The 23,528-nt window shown below is 56.2% G+C and carries 27 protein-coding genes and 1 tRNA gene; 16 read left to right on the top strand and 12 right to left on the bottom strand.

The window, feature by feature from the left end; translation table 11 throughout:
* Window positions 1-132: 132 nt before the first annotated feature.
* Together rplM and rpsI are read left to right on the top strand one after the other, a co-directional pair.
* Entirely contained in the window at window positions 133-591 is a 459-nt protein-coding gene (gene rplM, locus ACR0BK_RS01440; protein WP_480472706.1) for a 50S ribosomal protein L13, read from the top strand.
* A 6-nt stretch (window positions 592-597) separates the two neighbouring features.
* Window positions 598-1,083 carry a 30S ribosomal protein S9 gene (gene rpsI / locus ACR0BK_RS01445; RefSeq protein WP_209503959.1) on the top strand — a complete coding sequence of 162 codons (486 nt, stop codon included), beginning with the start codon at window positions 598-600 and terminating at the stop codon, window positions 1,081-1,083.
* 68 nt (window positions 1,084-1,151) lie between these two features.
* On the opposite strand, the gene ACR0BK_RS01450 is transcribed toward rpsI, so the two are convergent.
* The 9 genes from ACR0BK_RS01450 to ACR0BK_RS01490 form a co-directional block, all read right to left on the bottom strand.
* Window positions 1,152-2,312 (bottom strand): ABC transporter substrate-binding protein, encoded by a 1,161-nt coding sequence (locus ACR0BK_RS01450; RefSeq protein ID WP_480472708.1) that lies wholly within the window; start codon window positions 2,310-2,312, stop codon window positions 1,152-1,154.
* Between the two features lie 25 nt (window positions 2,313-2,337).
* The gene (locus tag ACR0BK_RS01455) at window positions 2,338-4,224 is read right to left on the bottom strand and encodes an AMP-dependent synthetase/ligase (protein ID WP_480553470.1); all 1,887 of its coding nucleotides are present in this window, start codon (window positions 4,222-4,224) and stop codon (window positions 2,338-2,340) included.
* 5 nt (window positions 4,225-4,229) lie between these two features.
* The gene (locus ACR0BK_RS01460) at window positions 4,230-5,003 is read right to left on the bottom strand and encodes an ABC transporter ATP-binding protein (RefSeq protein WP_480553471.1); all 774 of its coding nucleotides are present in this window, start codon (window positions 5,001-5,003) and stop codon (window positions 4,230-4,232) included.
* Window positions 5,000-5,764, bottom strand: a complete 765-nt coding sequence (locus ACR0BK_RS01465) for an ABC transporter ATP-binding protein (protein ID WP_480553473.1) — start codon at window positions 5,762-5,764, stop codon at window positions 5,000-5,002. Before ACR0BK_RS01465 ends, ACR0BK_RS01460 begins: the two co-directional genes overlap by 4 nt.
* A complete protein-coding gene (locus tag ACR0BK_RS01470) occupies window positions 5,761-6,858 on the bottom strand; it encodes a branched-chain amino acid ABC transporter permease (protein ID WP_480553475.1) in 1,098 nt (365 codons plus the stop codon). The genes ACR0BK_RS01465 and ACR0BK_RS01470 overlap by 4 nt, the downstream gene beginning before the upstream one ends.
* Window positions 6,859-6,861: 3 nt before the next feature.
* Entirely contained in the window at window positions 6,862-7,737 is an 876-nt protein-coding gene (locus ACR0BK_RS01475) for a branched-chain amino acid ABC transporter permease (protein ID WP_480553477.1), read from the bottom strand.
* A 75-nt stretch (window positions 7,738-7,812) separates the two neighbouring features.
* On the bottom strand, window positions 7,813-8,841 hold the full coding sequence (locus tag ACR0BK_RS01480; protein WP_480553479.1) for an alcohol dehydrogenase catalytic domain-containing protein: 1,029 nt from the start codon (window positions 8,839-8,841) through the stop codon (window positions 7,813-7,815).
* 208 nt (window positions 8,842-9,049) lie between these two features.
* The gene (locus tag ACR0BK_RS01485; protein WP_480553481.1) at window positions 9,050-9,604 is read right to left on the bottom strand and encodes a hypothetical protein; all 555 of its coding nucleotides are present in this window, start codon (window positions 9,602-9,604) and stop codon (window positions 9,050-9,052) included.
* A 249-nt stretch (window positions 9,605-9,853) separates the two neighbouring features.
* Window positions 9,854-9,943: transfer RNA gene (locus tag ACR0BK_RS01490), tRNA-Ser, on the bottom strand.
* A 123-nt stretch (window positions 9,944-10,066) separates the two neighbouring features.
* Here ACR0BK_RS01490 and ACR0BK_RS01495 point away from each other — a divergent pair.
* From ACR0BK_RS01495 to ACR0BK_RS01535, 9 genes are all read left to right on the top strand, one after another.
* Window positions 10,067-10,909 carry a DUF2059 domain-containing protein gene (locus ACR0BK_RS01495; protein WP_480517740.1) on the top strand — a complete coding sequence of 281 codons (843 nt, stop codon included), beginning with the start codon at window positions 10,067-10,069 and terminating at the stop codon, window positions 10,907-10,909.
* Window positions 10,909-11,712 carry a DUF2059 domain-containing protein gene (locus tag ACR0BK_RS01500; RefSeq protein ID WP_480472726.1) on the top strand — a complete coding sequence of 268 codons (804 nt, stop codon included), beginning with the start codon at window positions 10,909-10,911 and terminating at the stop codon, window positions 11,710-11,712. The genes ACR0BK_RS01495 and ACR0BK_RS01500 overlap by 1 nt, the downstream gene beginning before the upstream one ends.
* A 220-nt stretch (window positions 11,713-11,932) precedes the next feature.
* A complete protein-coding gene (locus ACR0BK_RS01505; RefSeq protein ID WP_480553483.1) occupies window positions 11,933-12,544 on the top strand; it encodes a 50S ribosomal protein L21 in 612 nt (203 codons plus the stop codon).
* Window positions 12,545-12,555: 11 nt separating this feature from the next.
* The gene (rpmA, locus tag ACR0BK_RS01510; protein WP_050602452.1) at window positions 12,556-12,825 is read left to right on the top strand and encodes a 50S ribosomal protein L27; all 270 of its coding nucleotides are present in this window, start codon (window positions 12,556-12,558) and stop codon (window positions 12,823-12,825) included.
* Between the two features lie 95 nt (window positions 12,826-12,920).
* Window positions 12,921-13,529, top strand: coding sequence for a LysE family translocator (locus tag ACR0BK_RS01515; protein WP_480472730.1), 609 nt, complete (start codon window positions 12,921-12,923; stop codon window positions 13,527-13,529).
* A complete protein-coding gene (locus tag ACR0BK_RS01520) occupies window positions 13,526-14,062 on the top strand; it encodes a GNAT family N-acetyltransferase (RefSeq protein WP_480472732.1) in 537 nt (178 codons plus the stop codon). The genes ACR0BK_RS01515 and ACR0BK_RS01520 overlap by 4 nt, the downstream gene beginning before the upstream one ends.
* Window positions 14,063-14,099: 37 nt before the next feature.
* Window positions 14,100-15,134, top strand: a complete 1,035-nt coding sequence (gene obgE / locus ACR0BK_RS01525; protein WP_480553485.1) for a GTPase ObgE — start codon at window positions 14,100-14,102, stop codon at window positions 15,132-15,134.
* Entirely contained in the window at window positions 15,122-16,228 is a 1,107-nt protein-coding gene (gene proB, locus ACR0BK_RS01530) for a glutamate 5-kinase (protein WP_480493171.1), read from the top strand. The genes obgE and proB overlap by 13 nt, the downstream gene beginning before the upstream one ends.
* 32 nt (window positions 16,229-16,260) lie before the next feature.
* The gene (locus ACR0BK_RS01535) at window positions 16,261-17,523 is read left to right on the top strand and encodes a glutamate-5-semialdehyde dehydrogenase (RefSeq protein WP_480493170.1); all 1,263 of its coding nucleotides are present in this window, start codon (window positions 16,261-16,263) and stop codon (window positions 17,521-17,523) included.
* Here the strand turns inward: ACR0BK_RS01535 and ACR0BK_RS01540 are convergent.
* Window positions 17,520-18,116 carry a histidine phosphotransferase family protein gene (locus ACR0BK_RS01540; protein WP_480553487.1) on the bottom strand — a complete coding sequence of 199 codons (597 nt, stop codon included), beginning with the start codon at window positions 18,114-18,116 and terminating at the stop codon, window positions 17,520-17,522. The genes ACR0BK_RS01535 and ACR0BK_RS01540 overlap by 4 nt on opposite strands.
* Before the next feature lie 42 nt (window positions 18,117-18,158).
* On the opposite strand from ACR0BK_RS01540, the gene ACR0BK_RS01545 reads away from it, so the two are divergent.
* The 5 genes from ACR0BK_RS01545 to tsf all read left to right on the top strand — a co-directional run bounded on the left by ACR0BK_RS01545 (window position 18,159) and on the right by tsf (window position 21,942).
* Entirely contained in the window at window positions 18,159-18,341 is a 183-nt protein-coding gene (locus ACR0BK_RS01545; protein WP_050602459.1) for a DUF3553 domain-containing protein, read from the top strand.
* Window positions 18,342-18,443: 102 nt separating this feature from the next.
* The gene (gene olsB, locus ACR0BK_RS01550) at window positions 18,444-19,199 is read left to right on the top strand and encodes an L-ornithine N(alpha)-acyltransferase (RefSeq protein ID WP_480553489.1); all 756 of its coding nucleotides are present in this window, start codon (window positions 18,444-18,446) and stop codon (window positions 19,197-19,199) included.
* On the top strand, window positions 19,165-20,040 hold the full coding sequence (olsA, locus tag ACR0BK_RS01555) for a lyso-ornithine lipid O-acyltransferase (RefSeq protein WP_480553491.1): 876 nt from the start codon (window positions 19,165-19,167) through the stop codon (window positions 20,038-20,040). Before olsB ends, olsA begins: the two co-directional genes overlap by 35 nt.
* A gap of 166 nt (window positions 20,041-20,206) precedes the next feature.
* Window positions 20,207-20,989: a 30S ribosomal protein S2 gene (rpsB, locus tag ACR0BK_RS01560; protein WP_480553493.1), complete on the top strand. Its 783-nt coding sequence runs from the start codon at window positions 20,207-20,209 to the stop codon at window positions 20,987-20,989.
* 77 nt (window positions 20,990-21,066) lie between these two features.
* Window positions 21,067-21,942, top strand: a complete 876-nt coding sequence (gene tsf / locus ACR0BK_RS01565; RefSeq protein ID WP_480517012.1) for a translation elongation factor Ts — start codon at window positions 21,067-21,069, stop codon at window positions 21,940-21,942.
* A gap of 354 nt (window positions 21,943-22,296) precedes the next feature.
* Here tsf and ACR0BK_RS01570 read toward each other — a convergent pair whose 3' ends face one another.
* A complete protein-coding gene (locus ACR0BK_RS01570; protein WP_480493168.1) occupies window positions 22,297-23,052 on the bottom strand; it encodes an autoinducer binding domain-containing protein in 756 nt (251 codons plus the stop codon).
* A complete protein-coding gene (gene aroQ / locus ACR0BK_RS01575) occupies window positions 23,049-23,498 on the bottom strand; it encodes a type II 3-dehydroquinate dehydratase (RefSeq protein WP_480517014.1) in 450 nt (149 codons plus the stop codon). The genes ACR0BK_RS01570 and aroQ overlap by 4 nt, the downstream gene beginning before the upstream one ends.
* Window positions 23,499-23,528: the final 30 nt, after the last annotated feature.

Here is a 23,528-nt window from a genome sequence, read left to right on the forward strand (position 1 = left end):
AGTATTTGGTTTTACATGCATAAATAAGACTAATGCCGCTTGACCTGCGTGCAGGCACCTCATAAAACCCGTCCATCGAATTCGGGCCGCTCCGCTGGGGCGGTCTTTCACATCAAACAGGACTATCCTGCCATGAAAACCTTTTCTGCAACACCTGCAGACATCGACAAGAAGTGGATCCTGATCGACGCTGAAGGCGTTGTTCTGGGCCGTCTTGCTTCGATCGTCGCCATGCGCCTGCGTGGCAAGCACAAAGCGTCGTTTACTCCGAACATGGACATGGGCGACAATGTCATCGTGATCAACGCTGACAAAATCCAGATGACCGGCAAGAAGCGCGAAGAAAACTTCTACTGGCACACTGGCCACCCGGGCGGCATCAAGTCGCGCACCAAACAGCAGATCCTGGATGGCGCACACCCCGAGCGTGTTGTCTTCCAGGCCGTCAAGCGTATGCTGCCAGGCAACCGCCTGTCGCGCCAGCAGATGACCAACCTGCGTATCTATGCCGGTGCCGAGCACCCGCACGAGGCCCAGGCCCCCGAAGTTCTGGACGTCAAGTCCATGAACAAGAAAAACACCCGGAGCTAATGACCGATGGTTGATCAGATCAATACTCTCGAAGAGCTGAGCGCCGTCGCAGGCGTTGAAACCGTGGCCGAAGAAGTCATCGTACGTGAACCCGTACGTGACGAGCTGGGCCGCTCCTATGCCACTGGCAAGCGTAAAGATGCTGTTGCCCGCGTTTGGATCAAGCCGGGTTCCGGCAAAGTCACCGTAAACGGCAAAGATCAGGACGTCTATTTTGCACGCCCCGTTCTGCAGCTGATCCTGCGCCAGCCGTTCCAGGTTGCCGGCGTAGAAGGTGAATTCGACGTTGTTGCAACCGTCAAAGGCGGTGGCCTGACCGGTCAGGCCGGTGCGGTTAAGCACGGCATCTCGAAAGCGCTGCAACTCTATGATCCGAACCTGCGTGGCGCACTGAAAGCCGCTGGCTTCCTGACCCGCGACAGCCGCGTTGTGGAACGTAAGAAATTCGGTAAGCGCAAAGCCCGCCGTTCGTTCCAGTTCTCGAAGCGTTAATTCGCCGGGAATACCCAAAAGAAAGGGCTCGCACTTGCGAGCCCTTTTGCTTTGCGCGGGTCAGGGATTCATTCTTCGTAAACGAGTTTCCACGCACCGTTTTCAACAACGTTGACGAACACAGTATCCGCGCCCTGATGGTCTTCAGGACCATAGGTTATGTGGTTGCCAACCAGATCGTCCTGATAATCCAGCGTTTCCATCGCTGCGATGAAACTGTCCTGCGTCAGATCAGGGCCTGCGGCCTCCAACGCCTTAACCATCATTTCAGCCGCCGAATAACCCAGCATGGCAAATCCGACCGGATCTTCGCCTGTGGCTGCCTTGTATTCCTCGATAAATGCGGCCGGGGCAGGTTGATCCGCGCGTGCCCAAAGGTCCTGCCATGAGGCTGCCGCGTAGAATCCATCGGTCACGCCACCAGGAACCTGCGCCACGACCGTCAGGAAACTGGCTGATGTGCCGAGAAATTTCATATCGGTCAGGCCCATTTTCTTAGCGGTGCCCACGACAGTGATCGCCTGCCGCACCCCAAGCGCCATGGTGACGATATCACAACCCTCTTCCTTGAGCTTGCTCAGCGATCCGACGAAATCTGTCTCATCCGGTTTATGGGTGGTTTCTGATCCAAAAGTGAGCCCGGCTTCTTCGGCTCCGGCCTTGCTGCCTTCTAGAATTTCCTCACCAAAATCTGTCGGCAGGTACATGGTGCAGACCGTCTTTGAGCCAAACTCGCCAGCCAGATAGTTCACACCGACACGCGCCTGATCGAAATAGGTCGAGAAGGAGGTGAACTTGTTCCGCATGGGTTCCTGCAACATCTGACGCGCAGCTGTAAGAGGCGCTACGTTGGGAATGCCTTTGGGATCCAACAGCTTGAACCCTGCCATGTTCATCGGCGTGCCAAGCGATTGCAGCATGGCAAATACCTTGTCGCGATTGAGCAGTTTGTTATAGCCCTGCATCGCACGTGGCATCTGATAGCCGTTGTCTTCGACCACGTAACGAATTTTTCGCCCGTGCACGCCACCGGCTGCATTCACCCGATCAAAGACGACATTTGCACCTTTGGTTGCCGGAACACCCACTGCGGCGAATATCCCGCTCAGGTCGTTGACAGAACCAATGACAATCTCATCATCGGTCACGCCCTGTGTTTGCGCCCAACCAAGTGTTGCCGATGCTGTCAGCAGTGAGGCAGCCGCCAGACTGTTGCGTAATTTCTTCATCTCTTTCCTCCCGTTAATCTTTTGGTCAAGTGTACATGTCTTCGATCAGATGCCCGTGTTTCTTTTCAACCAGTCCGCGTTTCAGCTTCATCGTCGCAGTCAGTTCGTCGTCTTCAGCGGTCAGCAGGACGTCGATCAGACGGAAATCCTTGATCTGTTCGACCCGCGCAAATTCTGCATTAACAGCGGCAATTTCCGAACTGATCAACTGCCTGATTTCCGGTGCCGCGCATAGCGAGGCAAAATTCGAGAAGGGGATTTTATGGCCCTGCGCGTATTTTTCGACATTTTCCTGATCAATCATGATCAGTGCCGTCAGAAATTTGCGCCTGTCCCCGATGATGATTGCGTCCGCGACATAATGACTGAACTTAAGGCGGCTTTCGATCTCGGCTGGGGTGATGTTCTTACCACCTGCGGTGATGATGATATCCTTCAGGCGGCCCGTGATGGTGACATAGCCATCCTTATCTATTGACCCCATATCCCCGGTACGCAGCCAGCCATCGGCGGTGAAGGTTTCTGCTGTCTTCGCGTTGTTGCGCCAGTATCCCTGAAAAATGTTCAGGCCCTTTAGTTGGATTTCGCCATCGTCCGAGATGCGAATGTCGCACCCTTCGACAGCTTTGCCTATGGTTCCGATCTTATTGCTGTCTATGGTGTTGAGCGTGGCGAGGCCCGAAGTTTCGGTCATCCCGAACCCTTCCACCAACGACACGCCGATGGACCAGTACCATTTCAGCAGATCGGTCGAGATTGGCGCGGCGCCTGTTCCGCCTCGTCGCAGTTTGTCCAGACCCAACATTCGGCGCAGGTTTTTCAAAACCAGCTGATCCCAGAACCAGAATCTGGTGGCGACGCCGTATGGAACTGGTTGGCCTGCGCTCAGATATCCGGCACGGCGCGCACCAGTTTTTAATGCCAGGCCGAATGCCAGCCGCCCCAAAGGCGTGGCTTCCTGTGTCAGGATCTGGACGTGTGAGTAGATCTTTTCCCAAACCCTTGGCACCGCTGTGAAGGTTGAGGGCGAAACCTCCTGAAGGTTTGCGAAAACAGTTTCAGGGCTTTCGGCAAAATTGACAGTGCAGCGGGCCGCCAAGGGGAAATAGACCGAAACATCGCGTTCCAGAATGTGACACAGAGGCAGGAAACACAGCTGTTCATCGCTGGGCAGCGCTGGCAGCACCCGTGCAGCGGATTCGATGGCGGCCAGGATGTTTTCATGGCTAAGCATTGCGCCTTTCGGCTGACCGGTTGTACCCGACGTATAGACCAGCAAGGCAATGTCCTGCGGTTTGGCCAATGCGATTTCCGCTTCGAAGCGCCCGGGCTCGGCCAGTTCCGCCTCTTGGCCCAAGGCGAACAGCTCGTCGATCATCATGCAGCGCGGATGGTTCAGGTCATGCAGCCCTTCGTCCTCAAGGATGATCACCTTGATCAGATCAGGAACCTCGGCCTCAATTCCCAGAAACTTGTCCAGATGCTCTTCATCCTCGACAATCAGAAACCTGGTGCCGCTGTCGTTGACCAGGTATTGCAACTGACTGGCGGAATCCGTGGTATAGACGCCGGAAGCGATACCGCCAACGCCCTGAATGCCCATGTCGAGCCATGCCCATTCCTTGCGGTCCTCGGACAGGATTGAGACCACGTCGCCGCGTTCCAGTCCCAGCTTGCGCAAGGCCAGCCCGATCCATTTGGCATGCTGCCAGTAATCGGCCCAGGAATAGGATTTCCAGATACCCAGGTCTTTTTCGCGATGCGCCGTTCGGCCGCCCAGTTCGGCACATCGGCGTTGGAACAACTCAGCAATGGTGATGCAGCCATCAACGCGTACCGGGCGCTGTCCTGCCGTTGCGTTGAACTGAACGCCGTTTATCACGACCTGAGGGGGGAGGGGCGTGGCGTCCATCCGTTTTACCTCCACGTCTTTTTCCGCTTCCAGCGGCGGCTTTCGCGCGCGCCTTCTTCTTGTTTTCCAAGATAGAAGCTTTGAATATCCTCGGATCGCAAAAGCGCATCCGCGGCACCGTCCATGACGATGCGACCCACCTCCATGACATAGCCGTGATGCGCCAGTTCCAACGCCGCATTGGCATTCTGTTCAACCAGCAACATCGTCATATTCTGCTCTTCGTTCAAGCGCTTGAGAATGCCGAAGATCTCTTGCACCAGCAGAGGGGACAGGCCCAAAGACGGCTCATCCAGCAACATGATACGAGGCCGGGCCATCAATCCGCGCCCTATGGCCAGCATCTGTTGCTGTCCGCCCGAAAGGGTTCCGGCCTCTTGCGACCGACGGTTTTTCAGAACCGGAAAATAACGGAAGACCAGCTCACGATCCTGTTCGATCTGGTCTTTGTCTTTGCGGGTGTAGGCGCCGAGGCTTAGGTTTTCATCAACCGTCAGCAGTGGAAAAACTTCGCGCCCTTCCGGGATGTGAACCAACCCGCGCTGGACAATCTTGTGCGGTTCCCAGCCCTGAATGTCGCCGCCATCAAAGGTGATTGTTCCCTTTTCCGGGTCCATCACGCCAGAGATGGTTTTCATCAATGTGGTCTTGCCCGCGCCGTTAGCGCCAAGGATCGACACGATTTTTCCTTCGTGAACATCCAGCGAAACGCCCCGAATGGCCATGATTGGGCCATAAAAACTTTCGATATTGCGGACTTGCAAGATCGGGGCGTTCATGAGGCTTTCCCCAGATATGCCTCGATCACGGCTGGATGCGATTGCACGTCTGCCGGAGACCCGAGGGCCAGCTTTGCCCCATCTGCCATGGCCAGGACCCGGTCGGACACGCCCGATACCAATCCCATGTCGTGTTCGACCATCAGTACGGTAATTCCCATTTGCCGCCGGATATCGTCGATCCACCAGCGCATATCGGTCGTCTCTTCCACCGACAGTCCCGAGGCTGGTTCATCCATCAACAGCAGCTTGGGATCGGTCGCCAGGGCACGTGCCACTTCGACCACTTTGCGTACGCCATAAGGCAGCCCTGAAATCATCTTGTCGCGATAGGCCTGCAGGTCGAGGAAATCGATGATCTGTTCGACTTTTTCCCGGCTCTCCAACTCTTGCCGTCGGACCGCAGGGGTGAACAAAAGTTCTGAAATCAAGTTCGTTGTCCGATGCCTGTGTCTTCCGACCAGTAGATTTTGCAGGACAGTTGCGTGTTCGAACAGCTCGATATTCTGGAAGGTTCGCGCCACCCCAAAGGCAGCCACGCCAGACGGTTTAACCTGAAGCAGATCGTGACCATCAAACCGGATCGACCCTGAAAACGGTTCGTAAAAGCGCGAGATCAGATTGAAGACCGTCGATTTGCCCGCGCCATTCGGCCCGACTATGGCAAAGACTTCGCCCTGCTGAACCTCGAAGGACAAGTTGTCCACGGCTGTCAGACCACCAAATTTCAGGGTAACGTTTTCAAATTCCAGCAAGTTCATCTCAGACGCTCCGTCTTGAGATAGGATTTCTGCCGTTTGAACATGTCCTTGCGATAGAAGGGAAACAGTTCGAACCAGGTGCGGATTTTCAGCCAACGGCCATAGATGCCCATGGGTTCGAAAAGGATGAAGCCGATCAGGATCATGCCAAAGATGCCGAACTCCAGCCCCGGAATGGCAACGGTGTTTCCGCCGATGATCGCGCCGACATATTCCTTTGAAATCGATAGAAACTGCGGCAAAAATCCGATAACAATCGCGCCCAGAAACGCGCCATGAATCGAGCCCAGCCCGCCTATAACGATCATCATCAGCAATTGGATCGAGATCAGGACGCTGAAGGTTTCATTGTTAAACGCACCAGCAAACAGCCCCATCAACGCGCCGGCCCAACCTGTAACCGCACAGGACAGGGCAAACGAAATCATCTTTGTTCGGGCGATATCGATACCCATTGCCTGCGCCGAAACCTCGGAGTCGCGCACGGCGATGAAGCTGCGTCCCAAAGGGGCACGCAGCAGGTTTACGTAACCCAACGTGACCAGAATGGTGACAGACAGAACCAGCCAGAAAAAAAGATCAGGCGTCCCCCAGCGGTCAACCGTAAGGCCAAAGACCTCGACCCCGCCGATATATTTACCCGCGACACCACCAGTGATCGGCTCGGACAGAACAATGATGTCATCCATCAGGATGGACAGCGCCATGGTAAAGATCGCCAGGTAGATACCATGAAGCCTCAGTGCAGGGACTGCGACGGTCACGCCCGCGATCCCGGTCAGAATTCCGGCCAGCGGAAAAGCGACCAGAAAAGGCGCGCCTGCCTCAATCAGGGCCATGTTGGCGTAACAGCCGAAGGCCAGAAAGGCCGCATGGCCCAGACTGACTTGCCCTGTATGTCCAGTCAGGATCATCAGACCCAGACCGGCAATGGTCCAGATCAGAACGTTTGTCAGTTCACCCAGATAGAAATCGTCCAGCACGAGAGGCGCAGCCGCGACGACAAACAGAAGAAGCAGATAAAGGCGCAACTGGAACCCGTCTTTCCACGGGCGGATATCCTGCATGTAGTCGGTTTTGAAAACGATACGCATGGCTCAGACTTTCTTGACCCGGACCTGACTGAACAGCCCGTTTGGTCGGAAGATCAGGACGGCAAGCAGCAAAGCGTATGGCGCGACCTGGCTATAACCTGCCGCAATGTACCGGCTGGCGAAGGGTTCGATAACACCGACAATCAGCCCTCCGGCCAATGCACCCGGCAAACTGCCGAACCCGCCGATAACGGCGGCGGCAAACGCCTTGATACCCAGCAATCCGGTTGTCGGATCCACAGCACCTTTTGCAGCAAAGAGAATTCCGGCAATTCCCGCAACGCCTCCGGCCAAAGCCCAGACCCATCCCTGAACACGCCTGACGGGAATGCCCATGTAATAAGCTGCCAGCTGGTTTTGCGAGGCGCCCTGCATCGCCAGCCCCAGTTTGGTGCGGCTGAAGAAAACATAGAGCGACCATGTCAGCAGCACCGTGACGACGATTATCGCGACATCTTCCATCCCCAGCACAAGACCGCCCATACGCACTTCTTTGCCCGCAAGCGGGTTTTGCAGTGTTTGCGGCTCGTGCCCCCAGATCAGACCGGCAATGAAACGGATCACAAAGCCCAAAGCAATGGTCAGTATGACAACGGCGGTCTGGCTTTCACCAAACAGGCGGCGAATGATCAGGCGATCCAGAAGATAACCGAGCGCGGCCATTATTCCCAATGATACCGGCAGAGCGAGCCAGAACGGCAACCCCATATATTCGGTATTTGTCAGGCCGATGGTCACAAATGCGCCCAGCATCATGAAATCGCCCTGCGCAAAGTTAACCGCTTCGGTAGCCTTGTAGATCAGAACAAAGCCAAGCGCGATCAGGCCGTAGACACACCCGTTCGCCAGCCCGCTAATCAGCAGCTGCGCGTTATCCACACTGTCCTCCCTCCACCGGTTTTCCAGCGTCTTGTTCCGCCCGCGTATATCCTCCGGTAACGCAGGTGAATTCTACTATGGGGTGATAATCACCTTTCCGTCACTCTTTTTCAGCGCGTCAGCCAGATTCGGCACAAGATTTTCAAGCGTAAGGTGTTCGGAAACATCCGTTTTCCAGCGACCATCGGCAAAGCGGGCCTGAACTTCGGCCACAACCCGCATCTGGTCAACGGGCGGCGTCGACATCATCCAGTGCGTCAGCCAGAAACCTTCGATCCGTTTGCCCATGAAGATCAGCTGACCTGTCTGAAAAAGCGTTGGCGCTTGGGTCGAAAGTTTGCCGTAGCTGACCCAGCGCGCCCGGTTTGGCATGGTGCAGAACAGTTTCTCGGACAGTTGATCCGTCACCGCATCAAGGAAGACCCGAGGTTTCAGCGTGGCGCTTATCGCGGCAAACTTCTCGACGACTTCAGGATCGGACGTCACAAGCACTTCGGCTGCTCCAAGACTTTTCAGCATTTCGACTGTCTCGGCCCGGCGCACCAGCGCGATGGGTTTCAACCCCAGATCACGCCCGAGGCTGCACATCAGTTTTCCCAACTGGCTGGACGCAGCGGATATCACAAATGCATCGCCGTCTTCCCTTGCCATGTCCACCATCGCCATCGAGGTAAGCGGGTTGACGATTTGCGCGGCCCCGTCATCATCTGAAATATCCGGACGCAAGGGGATGCACATTTGCATCTGCGTCACTATGTATTCCGCCCAGGCACCGGATCCAGCGGCCACGAAAGCGACACGCAGCCCCTTCAGCGCCTCGGCACCTTTTCCGGTTGCAACGACGTCGCCACAGCCTTCGAATCCGGCCGCGGCACCTTTGACACGCGGCTGGCCATATTCACCCTTGATAAAGTGGAGGTCGGACGGATTGACCGACGACGCGCGCAGGCGGATCAATACCTGACCGGAGCCGGGATTGGGAACGGGCAGTTCCGCTGCTTCAAGCCAATCAGCCGCATCCTCGATGACTGGTCCGGTCGAAGTGTCCGAGTACCCGCCGTGTTTCAGGATAGCAGCTTTCATTGTTTTGGGCAGGTCAGTCATGGGATCATCCTCTAGATGGCGTGTTCAAAGCGCACACCTGTCTAAACAGGAAACTGCCGACTGGTGACATTGAGCGCGGATATCGTGTCGGAGCAGCCAATCAAATGCCGCACACTGGGTCAATTCAGAGAAACGATAACGTAAGGGCACGCCCGAAAAATAGGCGTGAGGGGTAGGGGCCGGGAACGGGCTACCGGCCCCTTCTTTGTTATTGCTGCGTCAACAGCGCGGTCAGTTCCTGAATCTTCAAGGCGATGGTTTCAGGCGACTCTTTAATGTCATCTACGATCTTGATCGCCTGTTCTTTCAGATCCGTGGCCAATGTGCTGTCCTGAATCGAGGTCATGATGCCTTCATAGTCGAAATTGGTGGGATCCAGCTTGCCTTCCTGAATCCAGGAGTTCAGCAATTCCTGTCCCTGACCCGCCAGCGCCGCCACCTGATCACCGGCTTGCTGTGCTGCCTCGGATGCTTGTTCCGCGACAGAAGAAGCCGCCTCGCTGGCTTGATCGGCAACCGACGACGCGGCTTCCTGAGCCTGTTCGGTCAAGGATGAAGCTGCCTCGCTGGCCTGTTCTGTTGCGTCTTCAAGCGCGTCAGTCGCAGCTTCCTGAGCGGTTGCCGCGGCATCAGCCACTGCATCGCCCGCCTCCTGCGTTGCGGATTGCACTTGTTCAGCCGGGGTTTGTTCGGACTGGTTGAGATAGTAGTAACCACCAACACCGACAGCGGCGATGATGAGGAGGATGAGAATACGCGACATGTGTGTCTCCTTTGGAAAATGTGTCGCCGGGATGCGTTAAATGTAGCGGATATACAAAGGGGAATTCCTGTGAATTCTCAGCAGAATAGAGGTTTGAGCCGGGCTACGCTGATTGCACCCGATTTCACGGCAAGAACACGCCGGGTGACCTAAGCCACTACAGTTTCTGACAACGGACCACTTGCAATTTTGCTGAGAACCCAGATCCGACCGGAAGACGTTTTCTAACGGCTTTCGATATTGGAATTGTGGCGGAGAGACAGGGATTCGAACCCTGGGTGGGCTTGCACCCACAACGGTTTTCGAGACCGCCCCGTTCGACCACTCCGGCACCTCTCCGCGGGGGTCTGTGAGGGGGGGATTTAGTCAGGAACGAACGGGGGTGCAAGCAGAAAATTCCGGAAATCGTGAATGCCGGGATTTTCCGTTGCCTGCCAGCGTAAAACACCTACTCTGATTGCTATGACACAGTTTGCACACCGCATCGCCATTTGGTTTCTCGCCCCGTTTCTGGCACTTGTTCTGGTTCCTCTGGAGCTTTCCGCAGCGAACCGAGATCGGATCGAGGCCTTTCTGACCACAACCGGGTTTGACGTGGCTCTTGAAAGCATCGCCCTTAGCTCACGGTCCGCGCCGCAGATGTTGGGTGTTGACCCAGAGGGGTTCGGCTCGGACTGGACCCGTTTGACGGACGAGGTTTTTGAAGTCGATGCAATGCACGACACCGCTGTTTCCATTCTGGAGCAGACCCTAAGCGACGAGGCCCTGGCACACGCTGTCGAGTTTTACGCGTCTGATCTGGGGCAACGTCTCGTCGAGGCCGAGAATGCCTCACACATGCAAGAAGACGATGACGTCAAGCAATTGGCAGGTCAAAGGATTATCTCTGACCTGATCAAGAGCGGTTCGAAACGGGTCGAAAGTTTTAAACGCATGAACAACGCGATTGATTCCACAGGCACGGCACTGCGTGCCTTGCAGGAAATTCAGGTGCGTTTCCTTCTGGCGGCCAGCGCATCGGGGGTCATCGAGCTGCAGTTGGGCGGGGATGAACTGCGCGAATTGATGAAGCAAAATGAACCGGCAATGCGCCAGTCGCTGCAACTGTCTAATCTGGCCGGTGCGGCTTACACCTATCAAGGTTTTTCCGACGCTGATTTGGATACATATGTTGACGCGCTGGAACAGCCGCTGATGCAGGAAGTCTACGAGCTGTTGAACGCCATCCAATATGAGATCATGGCCATGAGGTTCGAGGTTCTTGCCGCACGGATGGCCGAATTGCACCCGGCACAGGACATTTGATGCAGCGCGTAGTTCTGGCATTTGTGGTCGCTCTGAGTTGGGCACTGCCGCTATATGCCGATGGAAAAGTCGACCGACTGGCAAAAGCCATGCGTCTGACGCAGGTGATGGAAATCCTTGTTCACGAGGGGCAGGGCCATCGCGAGACTCTTGATGATACCTTTTTGGACAACAAGGGAGGCGCTTATTTCGAGGCGCAGGTCAATCGTATCTACGATCCCCTTTGGATGCGGAAACATTTGACGGACGCCTTCGTGGCGGGCATGTCCGATGTTCAGCTTGATCAGGCCATCTTGTTTTTTGAAAGCGATCTTGGCCAGACCATCGTAACGCTGGAAAATTCGGCCCGGCGCGCCATGTCGGATCAGGCAATCGAAGACATGGCCCGAGAAGCCTATAAATCCGCAGAACGCAGCACCGCTCAGTTCGCTTTGGTCAAGGAATATATCGAGGCAAATAACCTGATTGAAAAGAATGTTCAGGGGGCATTGACGTCAGACTACAGCTTCTTTCGGGGTCTTGATGTTGATGCGAGGACCGACGATCAGGAACTGCTGGCCGAGCTTTTGTTGCAGAAGGACAGTCGGAGCGAGGACACCGAAGAGTGGCTTTTCTCGTTTCTTCTTATGGCCTACCGCCCGTTAGACGAGGCTCAGATGCGCGAAAATATCGCGTTTTCAAGAACCGAAACGGGACGGGCCCTGAATGACGCCGTGTTTGACGGCTTTGACCGCATGTTCAATGATATTTCCTATCGCCTGGGGCAGGCGGTTGCACAGGCGCTGAGGGCGTCCGATCTTTAACGCCGCTTTGGTGTTGACTTTTACCTGCATTCTATGGATAAGCGCGCATCCCGGCCGGTTTTCCGCGCCGGGTATCGTTATTATATGGCCTGCATGACATTGTCAGGGGTCATTCACACAGCCCGAAAAGGGCGCGCTGTTCGAGGTGGCTTTCAAGTTTCTTGGGGCCAAAACACCCGCAAAGGGGACCACAGAACGCGGGTTAGAAAAGGAAAGACGCATGTTTGCGGTCCTCAAGACTGGCGGCAAGCAGTACAAGGTTCAGGCGGGCGATATCCTCCGCGTTGAAAAGCTGGCTGCCGACGCAGGTGAAAAAGTTCAATTCAACGATGTTCTGATGCTGGGCGGTGACGCTCCGGTTGTTGGCGCACCATTCGTTGCAGGCGCAGGCGTTCAGGCCGAAGTGATCGAACAGATCAAAGGTGACAAGGTCATCAAGTTCGTCAAGCGCCGTCGTAAGCACAGCTCGAAGCGTACCGTTGGCCACCGTCAGAAACTGACACTGGTCAAAATCACCGACATTCTGGCGTCGGGCGCTGACAAATCGGGCATCAAAGCTGCAACCGGTTCAGCTCCGGCTGGCGAAGCGGCACCTGCTGCAAAGCCTGCCAAGAAAGCAGTAGCCAAGGCTGAAGCACCCGCTGCTGCCGCTGCTGACGATCTGACCCAACTGAACGGTGTCGGCCCTGCCGCCGCCAAGAAGCTGGTTGAGGCCGGTATCGCGAGCTTTGCCGCTCTGGCCGCCTTGTCGGATGAGCAGATTGCTGCTATCGAAACGGTCAAAGTGAAACCCGAATGGGTTGAGCAAGCCAAAGAATTGGCTAAAGGCTAAGGAGAGAGAGAATGGCACATAAAAAAGCTGGCGGTTCCTCCCGTAACGGTCGCGACTCAGCTGGTCGTCGCCTTGGCGTAAAACTGTATGGTGGCCAGGCCGCTATCGCAGGCAACATCATCGTGCGTCAGCGCGGCACCAAGTTCTGGCCGGGCGAAGGCGTAGGCATTGGCAAAGATCACACCATCTTTGCAACTGTCGATGGCGCCGTGAAGTTCCACAAGGGACTTAAAAACCGCACCTTTATTTCGGTCCTGCCAGTGGCGGAGGCCGCAGAGTAAGCCGAGACCCAGAAGGTTTAAGAAAATTCATGGGGGACCGGCACAAAGTGCCGGTCCCCTTTCTCGTTTTAACGCAGTCGTGATCGAAAGAACCAATGACAGTCGCAACCACCAGTTTCCTGATATTTGCCGCCTCTCAGGTCGGCACGCCAGGGCCGGCCAACATGGTCCTGCTGGGAACAGGTGCGCGCTATGGGTTTCGCGCCGCATTGCCTTTTGTGGCCGGTGTCGTGCTTGGCAAGCAGCTGATTATCTGGCCCGTAGGCTTTGGCCTGCTGCAACTGGCGGAACAGGTTCCGACAGTCTTCGCGGCGCTGAAATATGCTTCGGCTGCATATATTTGCTGGCTGGCGTGGAAGATCGCGAATTTGCGATTGTCGCGCGAAAATGCGGTCGGTGATGTTCCGGGATTCTGGGCGGGGTTGATCGTGCATCCGCTGAACCCAAAAGCCTGGGCCATGATTGTTGCGGGTTTTACCGGCTTTGTCGCGGCGGGGACGTCCAGCTTTGATGCAACGCTCACGATCGCTCTTAGTTTGTTGATCTGCCAGATCGTTTTGCACCCGATTTGGACTTTTGCCGGGGATAGAATCGCGCATGCGGTTGAAGGTCGCCCGGCGGAAAAATATCTGATGTGGACGTTGGCGGGTCTTACGGTCGCGTCCGTACTATTCGTGTTGTTCGGAGGAGGAACACACCAATGAAGCTTGAGACAATAATTAATCAGCCGGTCATTGAAACCGAGCGGTTCGATCTGCGCCCCCTGCGCCGGTCGGACATGGGCCTTATCGAGCATTATGCAGGTGATGAGCGCGTGGCGCGGATGACCACCAGTATTGCACATCCACTGGCCCCCGGATCGATCGAAGCCTTTGTAACCCGTTCGATGGCCGACAACCGGGATGAAGACGTCTGGGTCATGGATGCCACCAAGGACGGAGGTCCGGAACTGATCGGTGTGATTTCGCTGAAACGACTTGACCGGAATCAGTCCGAAGTCGGCTATTGGGTCGCGCCGATCTATTGGAACACGGGCATTGCCTCGATGGCTGTCGAAGCACTTGTTAACGCCAACCCGCTGGAGAACGCGACGATGTTCGCCAGTGTGTTTCAGGATAATCCGGCCTCGGCCCGGGTCCTGACCCATTGTGGGTTCCAGTATCTGGGCGATGCGGAAAGCTATTCGGTGGCACGCGATGCGAATGTGCCCACCTGGACATACAGTAAAAAACTCTGACTTGTGGCCGATGGGGCCTTTGCAGTAGGGGACACACATGAAATTTCTCGATCTCGCAAAGGTCTACATCCGGTCCGGGGCCGGCGGTAGCGGCTGCGTCAGCTTCAGACGCGAAAAGTTTATAGAATACGGCGGCCCCGATGGCGGGGACGGCGGCAAAGGCGGGTCTGTCTGGGCCGAAGTTGTGGATGGGCTGAACACCCTGATCGACTTCCGCTATCAGCAGCACTTCTTCGCCAAAAACGGGCAACCGGGCCGGGGGCAGCAACGCACCGGCAAGGATGGGGACGATATCGTTCTGCGTGTGCCGGTTGGCACTGAAATCCTGGACGAAGACGAAGAAACCGTCATCTGCGACCTGACCGAAGTCGGGCAACGTGTTCTGCTGGCCAAGGGCGGCAATGGCGGGTTTGGCAACCTGCATTTCAAATCTGCCACAAATCAGGCCCCGCGCCGCGCCAATTCGGGGCAGGCGGGGATTGACCGCACAATCTGGCTGCGGCTCAAGCTGATCGCCGATGTGGGTCTTTTGGGTATGCCGAATGCAGGCAAGTCGACCTTTCTGGCGGCCACGTCGAATGCGCGGCCCAAGATTGCCGACTATCCGTTTACCACGCTGCACCCCAATCTTGGCGTTGTCGGCGTGGACAACGTCGAATTTGTTGTGGCCGATATCCCGGGCCTGATCGAAGGTGCTCATGAAGGCCGTGGCATTGGTGACCGTTTTCTGGGTCACGTGGAACGCTGTGCCGTGTTGTTGCATCTGGTCGACGGCACCTCTGCGACGGTCACCGATGATTACCGCACGATCATTCACGAGTTGGAAGCCTATGGCGGCGAGCTGGCTGAAAAGCCCAGGATCACTGTTCTGAACAAGATCGACGCGCTGGATGACGAAGAACGTGCCCTTGCCGTCGCAGAGCTTGAGGAGGCCGTGGGCGGCCCCGTCATGACGATGTCCGGTGTGGCGCATCTGGGTGTAACCGAAGTTCTGCGGGCGCTGCGCAGCCAGATTGACGACAACCGTGTGCGTCAGAAACCCGCTGAGGAGGCACAGCCTTGGCAACCCTGACCTCGGCACGCCGTCTGGTGGTAAAAATCGGGTCGGCTTTGCTGGTTGATCGCGACACTGGCCTGCTGCGGTCTGACTGGCTGCTGTCGTTGGCGCAGGATGTTTCCTGGCTCAAGGGGCAGGGGAAAGATGTGATCCTTGTTTCGTCCGGTTCGATTGCACTTGGTCGCGGAGTATTGGGCCTGCCGATGGCGGCACTGCCTTTGGAACAGTCGCAGGCTGCTGCTGCGGTTGGGCAAATCCGGCTTGCACGCGCCTACGAAGAGGCGTTGGCACCCCATGGGATCACAACGGCGCAGGTTCTGGTGACGCTTGAAGACAGCGAAGATCGCCGCAGGTATCTGAACTCACGCGCGACCTTGGAAACTCTGCTGGGGTTAGGCGTCGTACCGATCGTCAATGAAAACGACACGGTCGCAACGGACGAAATCCGGTATGGCGACAATGACCGACTGGCCGCGCAAATCGCCGTGACAGTAGGCGCCGACCAACTGATTCTGCTGTCGGATGTGGATGGTTTCTATTCCGGTAATCCAAAAGAAGATTCCTCGGCGACGCGCTTCGAGACAATCGACAGGATCACACCTGAGATTGAAGCTATGGCTGGTGATGCGGGATCGGGCCTGTCCAAAGGCGGGATGAAGACAAAGCTGTTGGCGGCCAAGATGGCAACCGCTGGTGGTTGCGCCATGGCAATTACTGAAGGGTCGGTTCTGAACCCTCTGAAAACGCTCGAAAACGGTGCCAATTCCACATGGTTTACTGCGACATTGGATCCACATGCAGCCCGCAAACGCTGGATTTCGGCAATGAAACCTCGGGGTGAGATCACAGTGGACGAGGGGGCGGCCAAGGCACTGGCCAATGGCAAAAGCCTGCTACCTGCCGGGATTGTGGAAGTGACCGGAGATTTCGGTCGTGGCGATCCTGTCGCCATCCTTGATCTGGAGTCCCGTCGTCTGGCTCAGGGGATCAGCCGGTATACGGCGCAGGAAGCCGATGCGATCAAGGGGCGTAAGTCTTCTGAGATTGAATCGACGCTGGGCTATCCAGGCCGCGCAGCCCTCATCCACCGGGACGACCTGGCCCTTTAACTTTCAATAAGATGATCTGAAAGGCACGCGATATGAAAGACTTCGACAGCATTCCTGCTCTGATGGAAGATCTTGGGAAACGTGCCAAAGCCGCTTCGCGTGAACTGGCTTTCGCAACAGCTGAACGAAAGCACGCAGCGCTGATTGCAGCCGCAGATGCGGTTTGGGCCAATCGGGCACGGATCATCGAAGCCAATCAAAAAGATCTGGAATTCGGCCGCGACAAGGGTCTGAGCCCCGCAATGATGGATCGCCTGATGCTTGATGAGGCGCGTATTCAGGGCATGGTCGACGGGCTGAGAACCGTCGCAGATCAGGCCGACCCGGTGGGTGAGGTTCTGTCAGAATGGAATATGCCCACGGGCCTTAACATCCAACGCGTCCGGACACCGTTAGGGGTTATTGGCGTGATCTACGAAAGCCGACCCAACGTGACTGCGGATGCCGGGGCGCTGTGTCTGAAATCGGGCAATGCGGTAATCCTGCGCGGCGGATCCGAGAGCTTTCATTCCTCAGCCGCGATCCATGCCTGTCTGGTCGAAGGGCTGAAGGCCGCGAACCTGCCCGAAGACGCCATCCAACTGGTGCCCACACGCGACCGCGCTGCAGTGCAGGAGTTGCTGACGCTGACCGACTATGTCGACGTCATCGTTCCACGCGGTGGCAAGGGACTGGTGGGCCTTGTACAACGAGAAGCCCGTGTGCCGGTCTTTGCTCATCTCGAAGGCATCGTGCACATTTATGTCGACAAGGCTGCTGATCCGCAGAAAACGCTGGAAGTGGTACTGAATGCCAAGACCCGCCGCACTGGTATTTGCGGAGCCGCTGAATGCTTGCTGGTTCATCAGGATGTCGCCGACACACTGGGGCGTGACGTCGTTGCGGCACTGGTCCAGTCAGGTGTCGAGGTTCACGCCGACGGTGTTCTCGCTGGAGAGAGTACAGTTGCTGCTACGGCGGATGACTGGGGAAAAGAGTTCCTCGACAGCGTGATCGCGGCGAAGCCCGTTGCCGATATCGACGCTGCGATTGCTCATATTCAGCAATACGGCTCAAACCACACTGATTGCATCATGACCGAGGATGACGCAGCAGCAGCCCGTTTCTTTGAGCGTCTCGACAGCGCAATCCTGATGCATAATGCCTCGACCCAGTTTGCGGATGGCGGTGAATTTGGCATGGGGGCAGAAATCGGAATCGCGACGGGCAAGATGCACGCGCGCGGGCCGGTCGGGGCGGCGCAATTGACCAGTTTCAAATATCTCGTACGCGGGAACGGAACGATCCGGGCTTAAAACCGAAGTGACACGCGGGTTGCCGAGGTTTCAACGGCAATCCGCCGACCCATCGCAGCCGCCGTTTTAGGCAGCAACGCGAATTGAACGTGCGCGGGCGTGATTTTGGTGGGAAAACGACCTGTCACGACGTTCTTCCAAAGATCACCATCGACATTCAACCTGTCTGCAACCCCGGTCACGATCCAATTGTTGCCCTGATTAACGATCTCGACCGCGCCGCCAAGCGGCATGGCGCTTTCACAGCACATAAGCGCCAGAAAGGCCAGTTTGACCTGATTACGGGGCACTGGCCCGGTCAGGTTCCAATTGACCCGTATCCGCCCCGCACGCTCGATATCTTTCAGCAGTTCGGTTATTTCGGCCCGACCAAGCGGGTGATCACTGCTCGAGCCAAAGGCAACACGGAAAAAACGAATACGTGCCCCGGCACTTCCGACGCTGCCCGAGATCAGCTCCATCTCGGGGCCCTGTACGGCGCCCACCATATCCAACAGCTCAAGCCCGTTGGTGATCGCCCCGATCGGGCTGATCAGATCATGGCAAATCCGCGAACCGATCAATTCGGCCAGGTTGACGTTGCTCTCGCCCATGCGTACCTCCGACTGTATCTGCCGCACGTCCCGGAGGCCCCTATGACAGACATGAATGCTATACTTGCACCGGGCATGTTTGTCCGCCACCCGGATTTTCCCGAATGGGGCGTCGGACAGGTTCAGTCCAACATTGCAGGCAAGATCACCGTGAACTTTCGCGAGCAGGGGAAAGTGGTGATCGACGGTACGCGCATCGCCCTGATGCCGGTCTTTGATCCGTGAAAGTGGTTTAGGAAAGTTTAACAGCGCTGACCGAAGCGGGGCTTGTTGCCTTTGGCCGAATAACTGCGGTATCAGCAGCCAATAGAACACGGATCACCCCATATGCCGGATACTGGCCCTTCTTTCACCGTAAAACTGGCCGAGACCGAAGCCGACCTGCAAGCAGCTCAGCGTTTGCGCTATGACGTCTTCGTGCGCGAGTTGGGGGGCGGTGGAGAGATGGTTGATCATGATGCTGGCCTCGAGAAAGACCGTTTCGACCCGTATTTCGATCATATGTTGGCCTATGATGATCACACCGGCGAAATTATTGGCGTATACAGGATGTTACCGGGCGAACGTGCCGCGGAACTGGGGCAATTCTATTCCGAAGATGAATATGATCTGACCGTTCTCAAGAACAGTGGGCGCAAACTGCTGGAGTTGGGACGGTCGTGCCTGCACCCCGACTACCGTGGGGGTACGGCAATGTACCACCTGTGGAACGGTTTGGCCGCTTATGTGGCGGAACGTGAAATTGAAGTCTTGTTCGGCGTTGCGAGTTTTCACGGAACAGACGTGGCCACATTGGCGCAGCCCTTGTCGATGCTTCACCACAACCATCTGGCTCCGCCAGAGTTGCGCGTACGGGCGCAGCCCGATGTTTTTCAGTCGATGGACCTTGTGAAACCAGAGGCTTTGGACCGCCGCGCCGCCATGGTTCAGGTGCCAGCATTGATCAAAGCCTACCTGCGTTTGGGTGGTTTCGTGGGCGAGGGCGCCTTTATCGACCACACCTTCAACACAACGGATGTTTGCCTAGTCCTCGACACGACGCGCATGAATGAACGGCAGCGTCGAATTTATGGCGGGGCGTGACGCAGTGAACGACCCGCTCTGGAATAGTGAAGACGCACCCGACCCGATCGAGCTGGGCGTTACTGGATGGGTTCTGGTCATTCTGCGCGGAGTACCACTAGCGGCCCTTGTCTTTGGTGGCCTGATCATCCTTCTGACTGTTCGCTTGATAGAGTATCCGTTTTTCGGCGTCCGGCGACCTGTCACGCCGTTCATCACGCAGTTTGTCTGCCGCAACGCGTTTCGAATTCTTGGCATCGGGTTTCGCACATCAGGCGCGCTGATGAAAGAGAGGGGGGCAGTGGTGGCAAACCACACGTCTTGGCTGGATATCTTTGCTCTGAACGCGCGCAAGCGGGTCTATTTTGTCTCCAAGGCAGAAGTTGCCAAATGGCCCGGTATCGGCTGGCTGGCCCGTGCGACCGGAACCCTGTTCATCGAACGGGATCGCAAGAAAGCCAAGGAACAAACCAAACTTTTTGAAACCCGCCTGAAGGTGGGTCACAAACTGTTGTTCTTCCCCGAAGGCACCTCAACAGATGGACTTCGAATTTTACCCTTTAAAACAACGCTTTTCGCTGCGTTCTTCGCGGATGAATTGCGTGATTTCATGTATATCCAACCCGTTTCCGTGGTGTTTCACGCGCCCAAAGGCCAGCCAAAACGCTTTTATGGCTGGTGGGGGGATATGGAGTTCGGGCCGCATTTGCTGAAAACCCTTGGCGCACGTCGGCAAGGAACTGTTGAACTAATCTATCATGCGCCAGCGCGGGTCAGCGACTTTGAAAACCGCAAGGCTCTGGCCGCCCATTGTGAAGACGCTGTCAGGCATGCGCACGCATTGGCGCAGCTTGAAAAATAAGGGCGATTGGCCCTTGCTTAGCGCGCAAACCTGCCTTATACGCGCGCCATTCAAACCCGCAGGCGGGGTTTGGCCTTTTTGAGGGAGACATCCTCATCAAGACCGCCGGTTGGAGCGTCCGCTTCTTTCACCCCCGCCCAGGCGTAAACCGGAAAAGGAAAATAGCATGGCTCTTCCCGAGTTCACCATGCGTCAGCTGCTGGAAGCTGGCGTTCACTTTGGTCACCAGACACAGCGTTGGAACCCCCGCATGGGCCCGTTCATCTACGGCTCGCGCAATGGTATTCACATCATGGACCTGACCCAGACCGTTCCGATGCTGGATCAGGCTTTGCAGGCTGTTCGTGACACCGTCGCAAAGGGTGGCCGCATTCTGTTTGTTGGTACCAAGCGTCAGGCCGCTGGCCCGATCGCTGAAGCGGCTGAAAAGTCGGCTCAGTACTACATGAACCACCGTTGGCTGGGCGGCACGCTGACCAACTGGAAAACCGTTTCCCAGTCGATCAACCGTCTGAACCAGATCGACGAAGCCATGGAATCGGGCGCAGAAGGCCTGACCAAGAAAGAGCGTCTGGGCATGGAACGTGACCAGGGCAAACTTCAGGCGTCGCTAGGTGGTATCCGCGAAATGGGCGGCGTTCCGGACCTGCTGTTCGTCATCGACGTCAAGAAAGAAGCATTGGCCATCGCAGAAGCCAACAAACTGGGTATTCCGGTTGTGGCTGTTGTCGACACCAACTGCTCGCCCGACGGCGTTGACTACATCATCCCCGGCAACGACGACGCAGCACGCGCAATCGCTCTGTACTGCGATCTGGTCGCACGCGCCGCTCTGGACGGCATGACCGCACAGATGGGCGCAGCAGGCGTAGACCTAGGCGCATTCGAAGAAGCTCCGGTTGAAGAAGCTCTTGCGCAAGAAGCCGCAGAAGCCCCTGCCGAAGCGTAAGCTGCCCGTCACGTAAATGACATATGGGGCAGGGTATGACCTGCCCCAATTCCGTTTGAATTGAGGAGAGCCAAAAGATGGCAATCACAGCAGCAATGGTTAAAGAACTGCGCGACTCGACCGGCGCAGGCATGATGGACGCAAAAAAAGCGCTGACCGAAACCGGCGGCAACATGGACGACGCCGTTGACTGGCTGCGTACCAAAGGCCTGGCCAAAGCAGCCAAAAAATCTGGTCGTACCGCGGCAGAGGGTTTGGTTGCTGTTCACGTCAGCGGTGGCAACGGCGTTGCTGTCGAAGTGAATTCGGAAACCGACTTCGTTGCGAAAAACGCTGAGTTTCAGGAAATGGTCGGCAAGATCGCAAACGCGGCTGAAGGCGTGGACGGTATTGACACGCTGATGGCGGCTGATCTGGGCGGCAAAAGCGTTGCCGATACCCTGACCGACAAGATCGCCACCATTGGCGAAAACATGTCGGTGCGCCGAATGGCCAAACTGTCTGGCGACACTGTTGTGTCTTATGTGCACAACGCTGCGACCAACGGCATGGGCAAAATCGGTGTGCTGGTTGCACTGTCGGGTGGTGATGAGGCTATCGGCAAGCAGGTTGCGATGCACATCGCCGCTGTGAACCCGGCTGCCCTATCTGAGGCCGACATGGACCCGGCAATTGTCGAGAAGGAGAAGCAGGTTCAGATGGACATCGCCCGCGAATCCGGCAAGCCGGAGCAGGTGATCGAGAAGATGATCGAAGGCCGCATGAAGAAATTCGTCGCCGAATCGACATTGCTGAGCCAGCAATTCGTTGTGAACCCTGATCTGACCGTTGAAGCCGCTGCAAAAGAAGCAGGCGCAACCATCACCGGCTTCGTTCGCTTGGAGGTTGGCGAAGGCATCGTTGTGGAAAAAGAAGACTTCGCTGCCGAAGTCGCAAAAGCCGCTCAGGGCTAAAGAACGGCTCCGACTGGGGCCTTGCTGAACAAAATGAAAGGGTTACGCATTGCGTAGCCCTTTTTTGTTAGTGGCACATCATAGAATTCGCAAAGAAGTGAAGGATTGGAGGGCCCCGCATGATGGGGATGGTCGAGGCCCCCCAAAATTCCGACACAGGTACGCGGACGAATAGGCGCCCCCTTGTCAGAGTGATTGGAGAGCTTTGAAATCGCAAAGATCCAATCGAATGTTCCCTGGCTAAAGCCACCACTCACGGAACACTCTCACTTTGCAACTTTTAGGTTAGATTTGAAAAGTAGTGATTTCCTTACCTAGGGTAAACTGACGCTGGATGGCATCACAAAAACACTCCTAAACTTCCATAATGAACATCTGATTATGCAAAGATGCCTTTAAAACAGCCTGAGCCGTCGTTTCGACCGACAACGCCTCACGGGCGAGTCGAAGATGCTTTTCGACAGTTGCCGCTGTCAGGCCCATCAGCAGGGCTATGTCCTGCGTGGTTTTGCCGTCACCGACCCATTGCAAAGCCTCGCGCTGACGCTTTGTCAGGGCCCGGTTCGGAGGGTTGAAAGGCAACGTCAGGATCTTCAGATGCGCAACGTTGTTCATCAAAAGAATGTCTTCGCCGTGCTCCTGCCAGATTGCGTCAATGTCTTCCTGGCTCATCCCTTCCTTGGCGGACAAGGAAATCGCCCCTTTGGAGCGCACCGAGACTGAGTTGAAGCTGATGGTGTAACCAGAAACAACACCCATGGACTTGTTGAACTCGAAAACCTCGCGCTCTTTATCGGTCATCGACCCGCGAGAGTGCATGTCCAGCAACATTCTCCAGCTGGCGGCGCCTTCATTGTCCAGCGCCCATTTCAACATGGGGGCGTGAAAATACAAACCGTCCTTGATGAAACCGTCCACATAGGCGCGGTTATGATTGGTCAGGATGACAAAATCCTCTGGATCGCCCAATGAGGTTGCCGTCCTGTATTGCGTATGGCCGTAGATTAAACGATCAAGCCCGTATTCCGCCATTTGTCGGCAATGCGCATCCCACAGGTCTTCCAGGGTTTTGGCATAGCTGACAAATCGCAGATATTCCCTGAGGGTCATGCCGTATCACCTGCTTTCAGATGGGCGGCCAGTGCGTCCAGTGCAAGAACATAACCTTGGGCGCCAAATCCACAGATCTGCCCCAGAGCGACAGGCGCGATATAGGACTTGTGACGGAATGCTTCCCTTGCATGGATGTTGGATAGGTGAACTTCGACAACCGGCAGTTCAACTGACGCGATGGCATCCATCAGCGCAACCGACGTGTGTGTGAACGCCCCCGCATTGATCACAAGGCCATCCTGCACACCGCGTGCGCCGTGGATCGCATCAATTAACACACCCTCATGGTTGGATTGCAGATGCGAGACTTCTAGGCCAATGGACGCGCCATGTCGCTGGCACTCGTCCTCGATCATCTTCAGAGTGGTGCTGCCGTAAACCTCGGGCTGCCGTGTGCCAAGCAGGTTGAGGTTTGGGCCATTCAATACCAAAACGTTGTGCATGTCTTCACGATCCCCATTAATGGTACATAG

The sequence above is a fragment of the Ruegeria sp. AF1 genome (assembly GCF_056542125.1).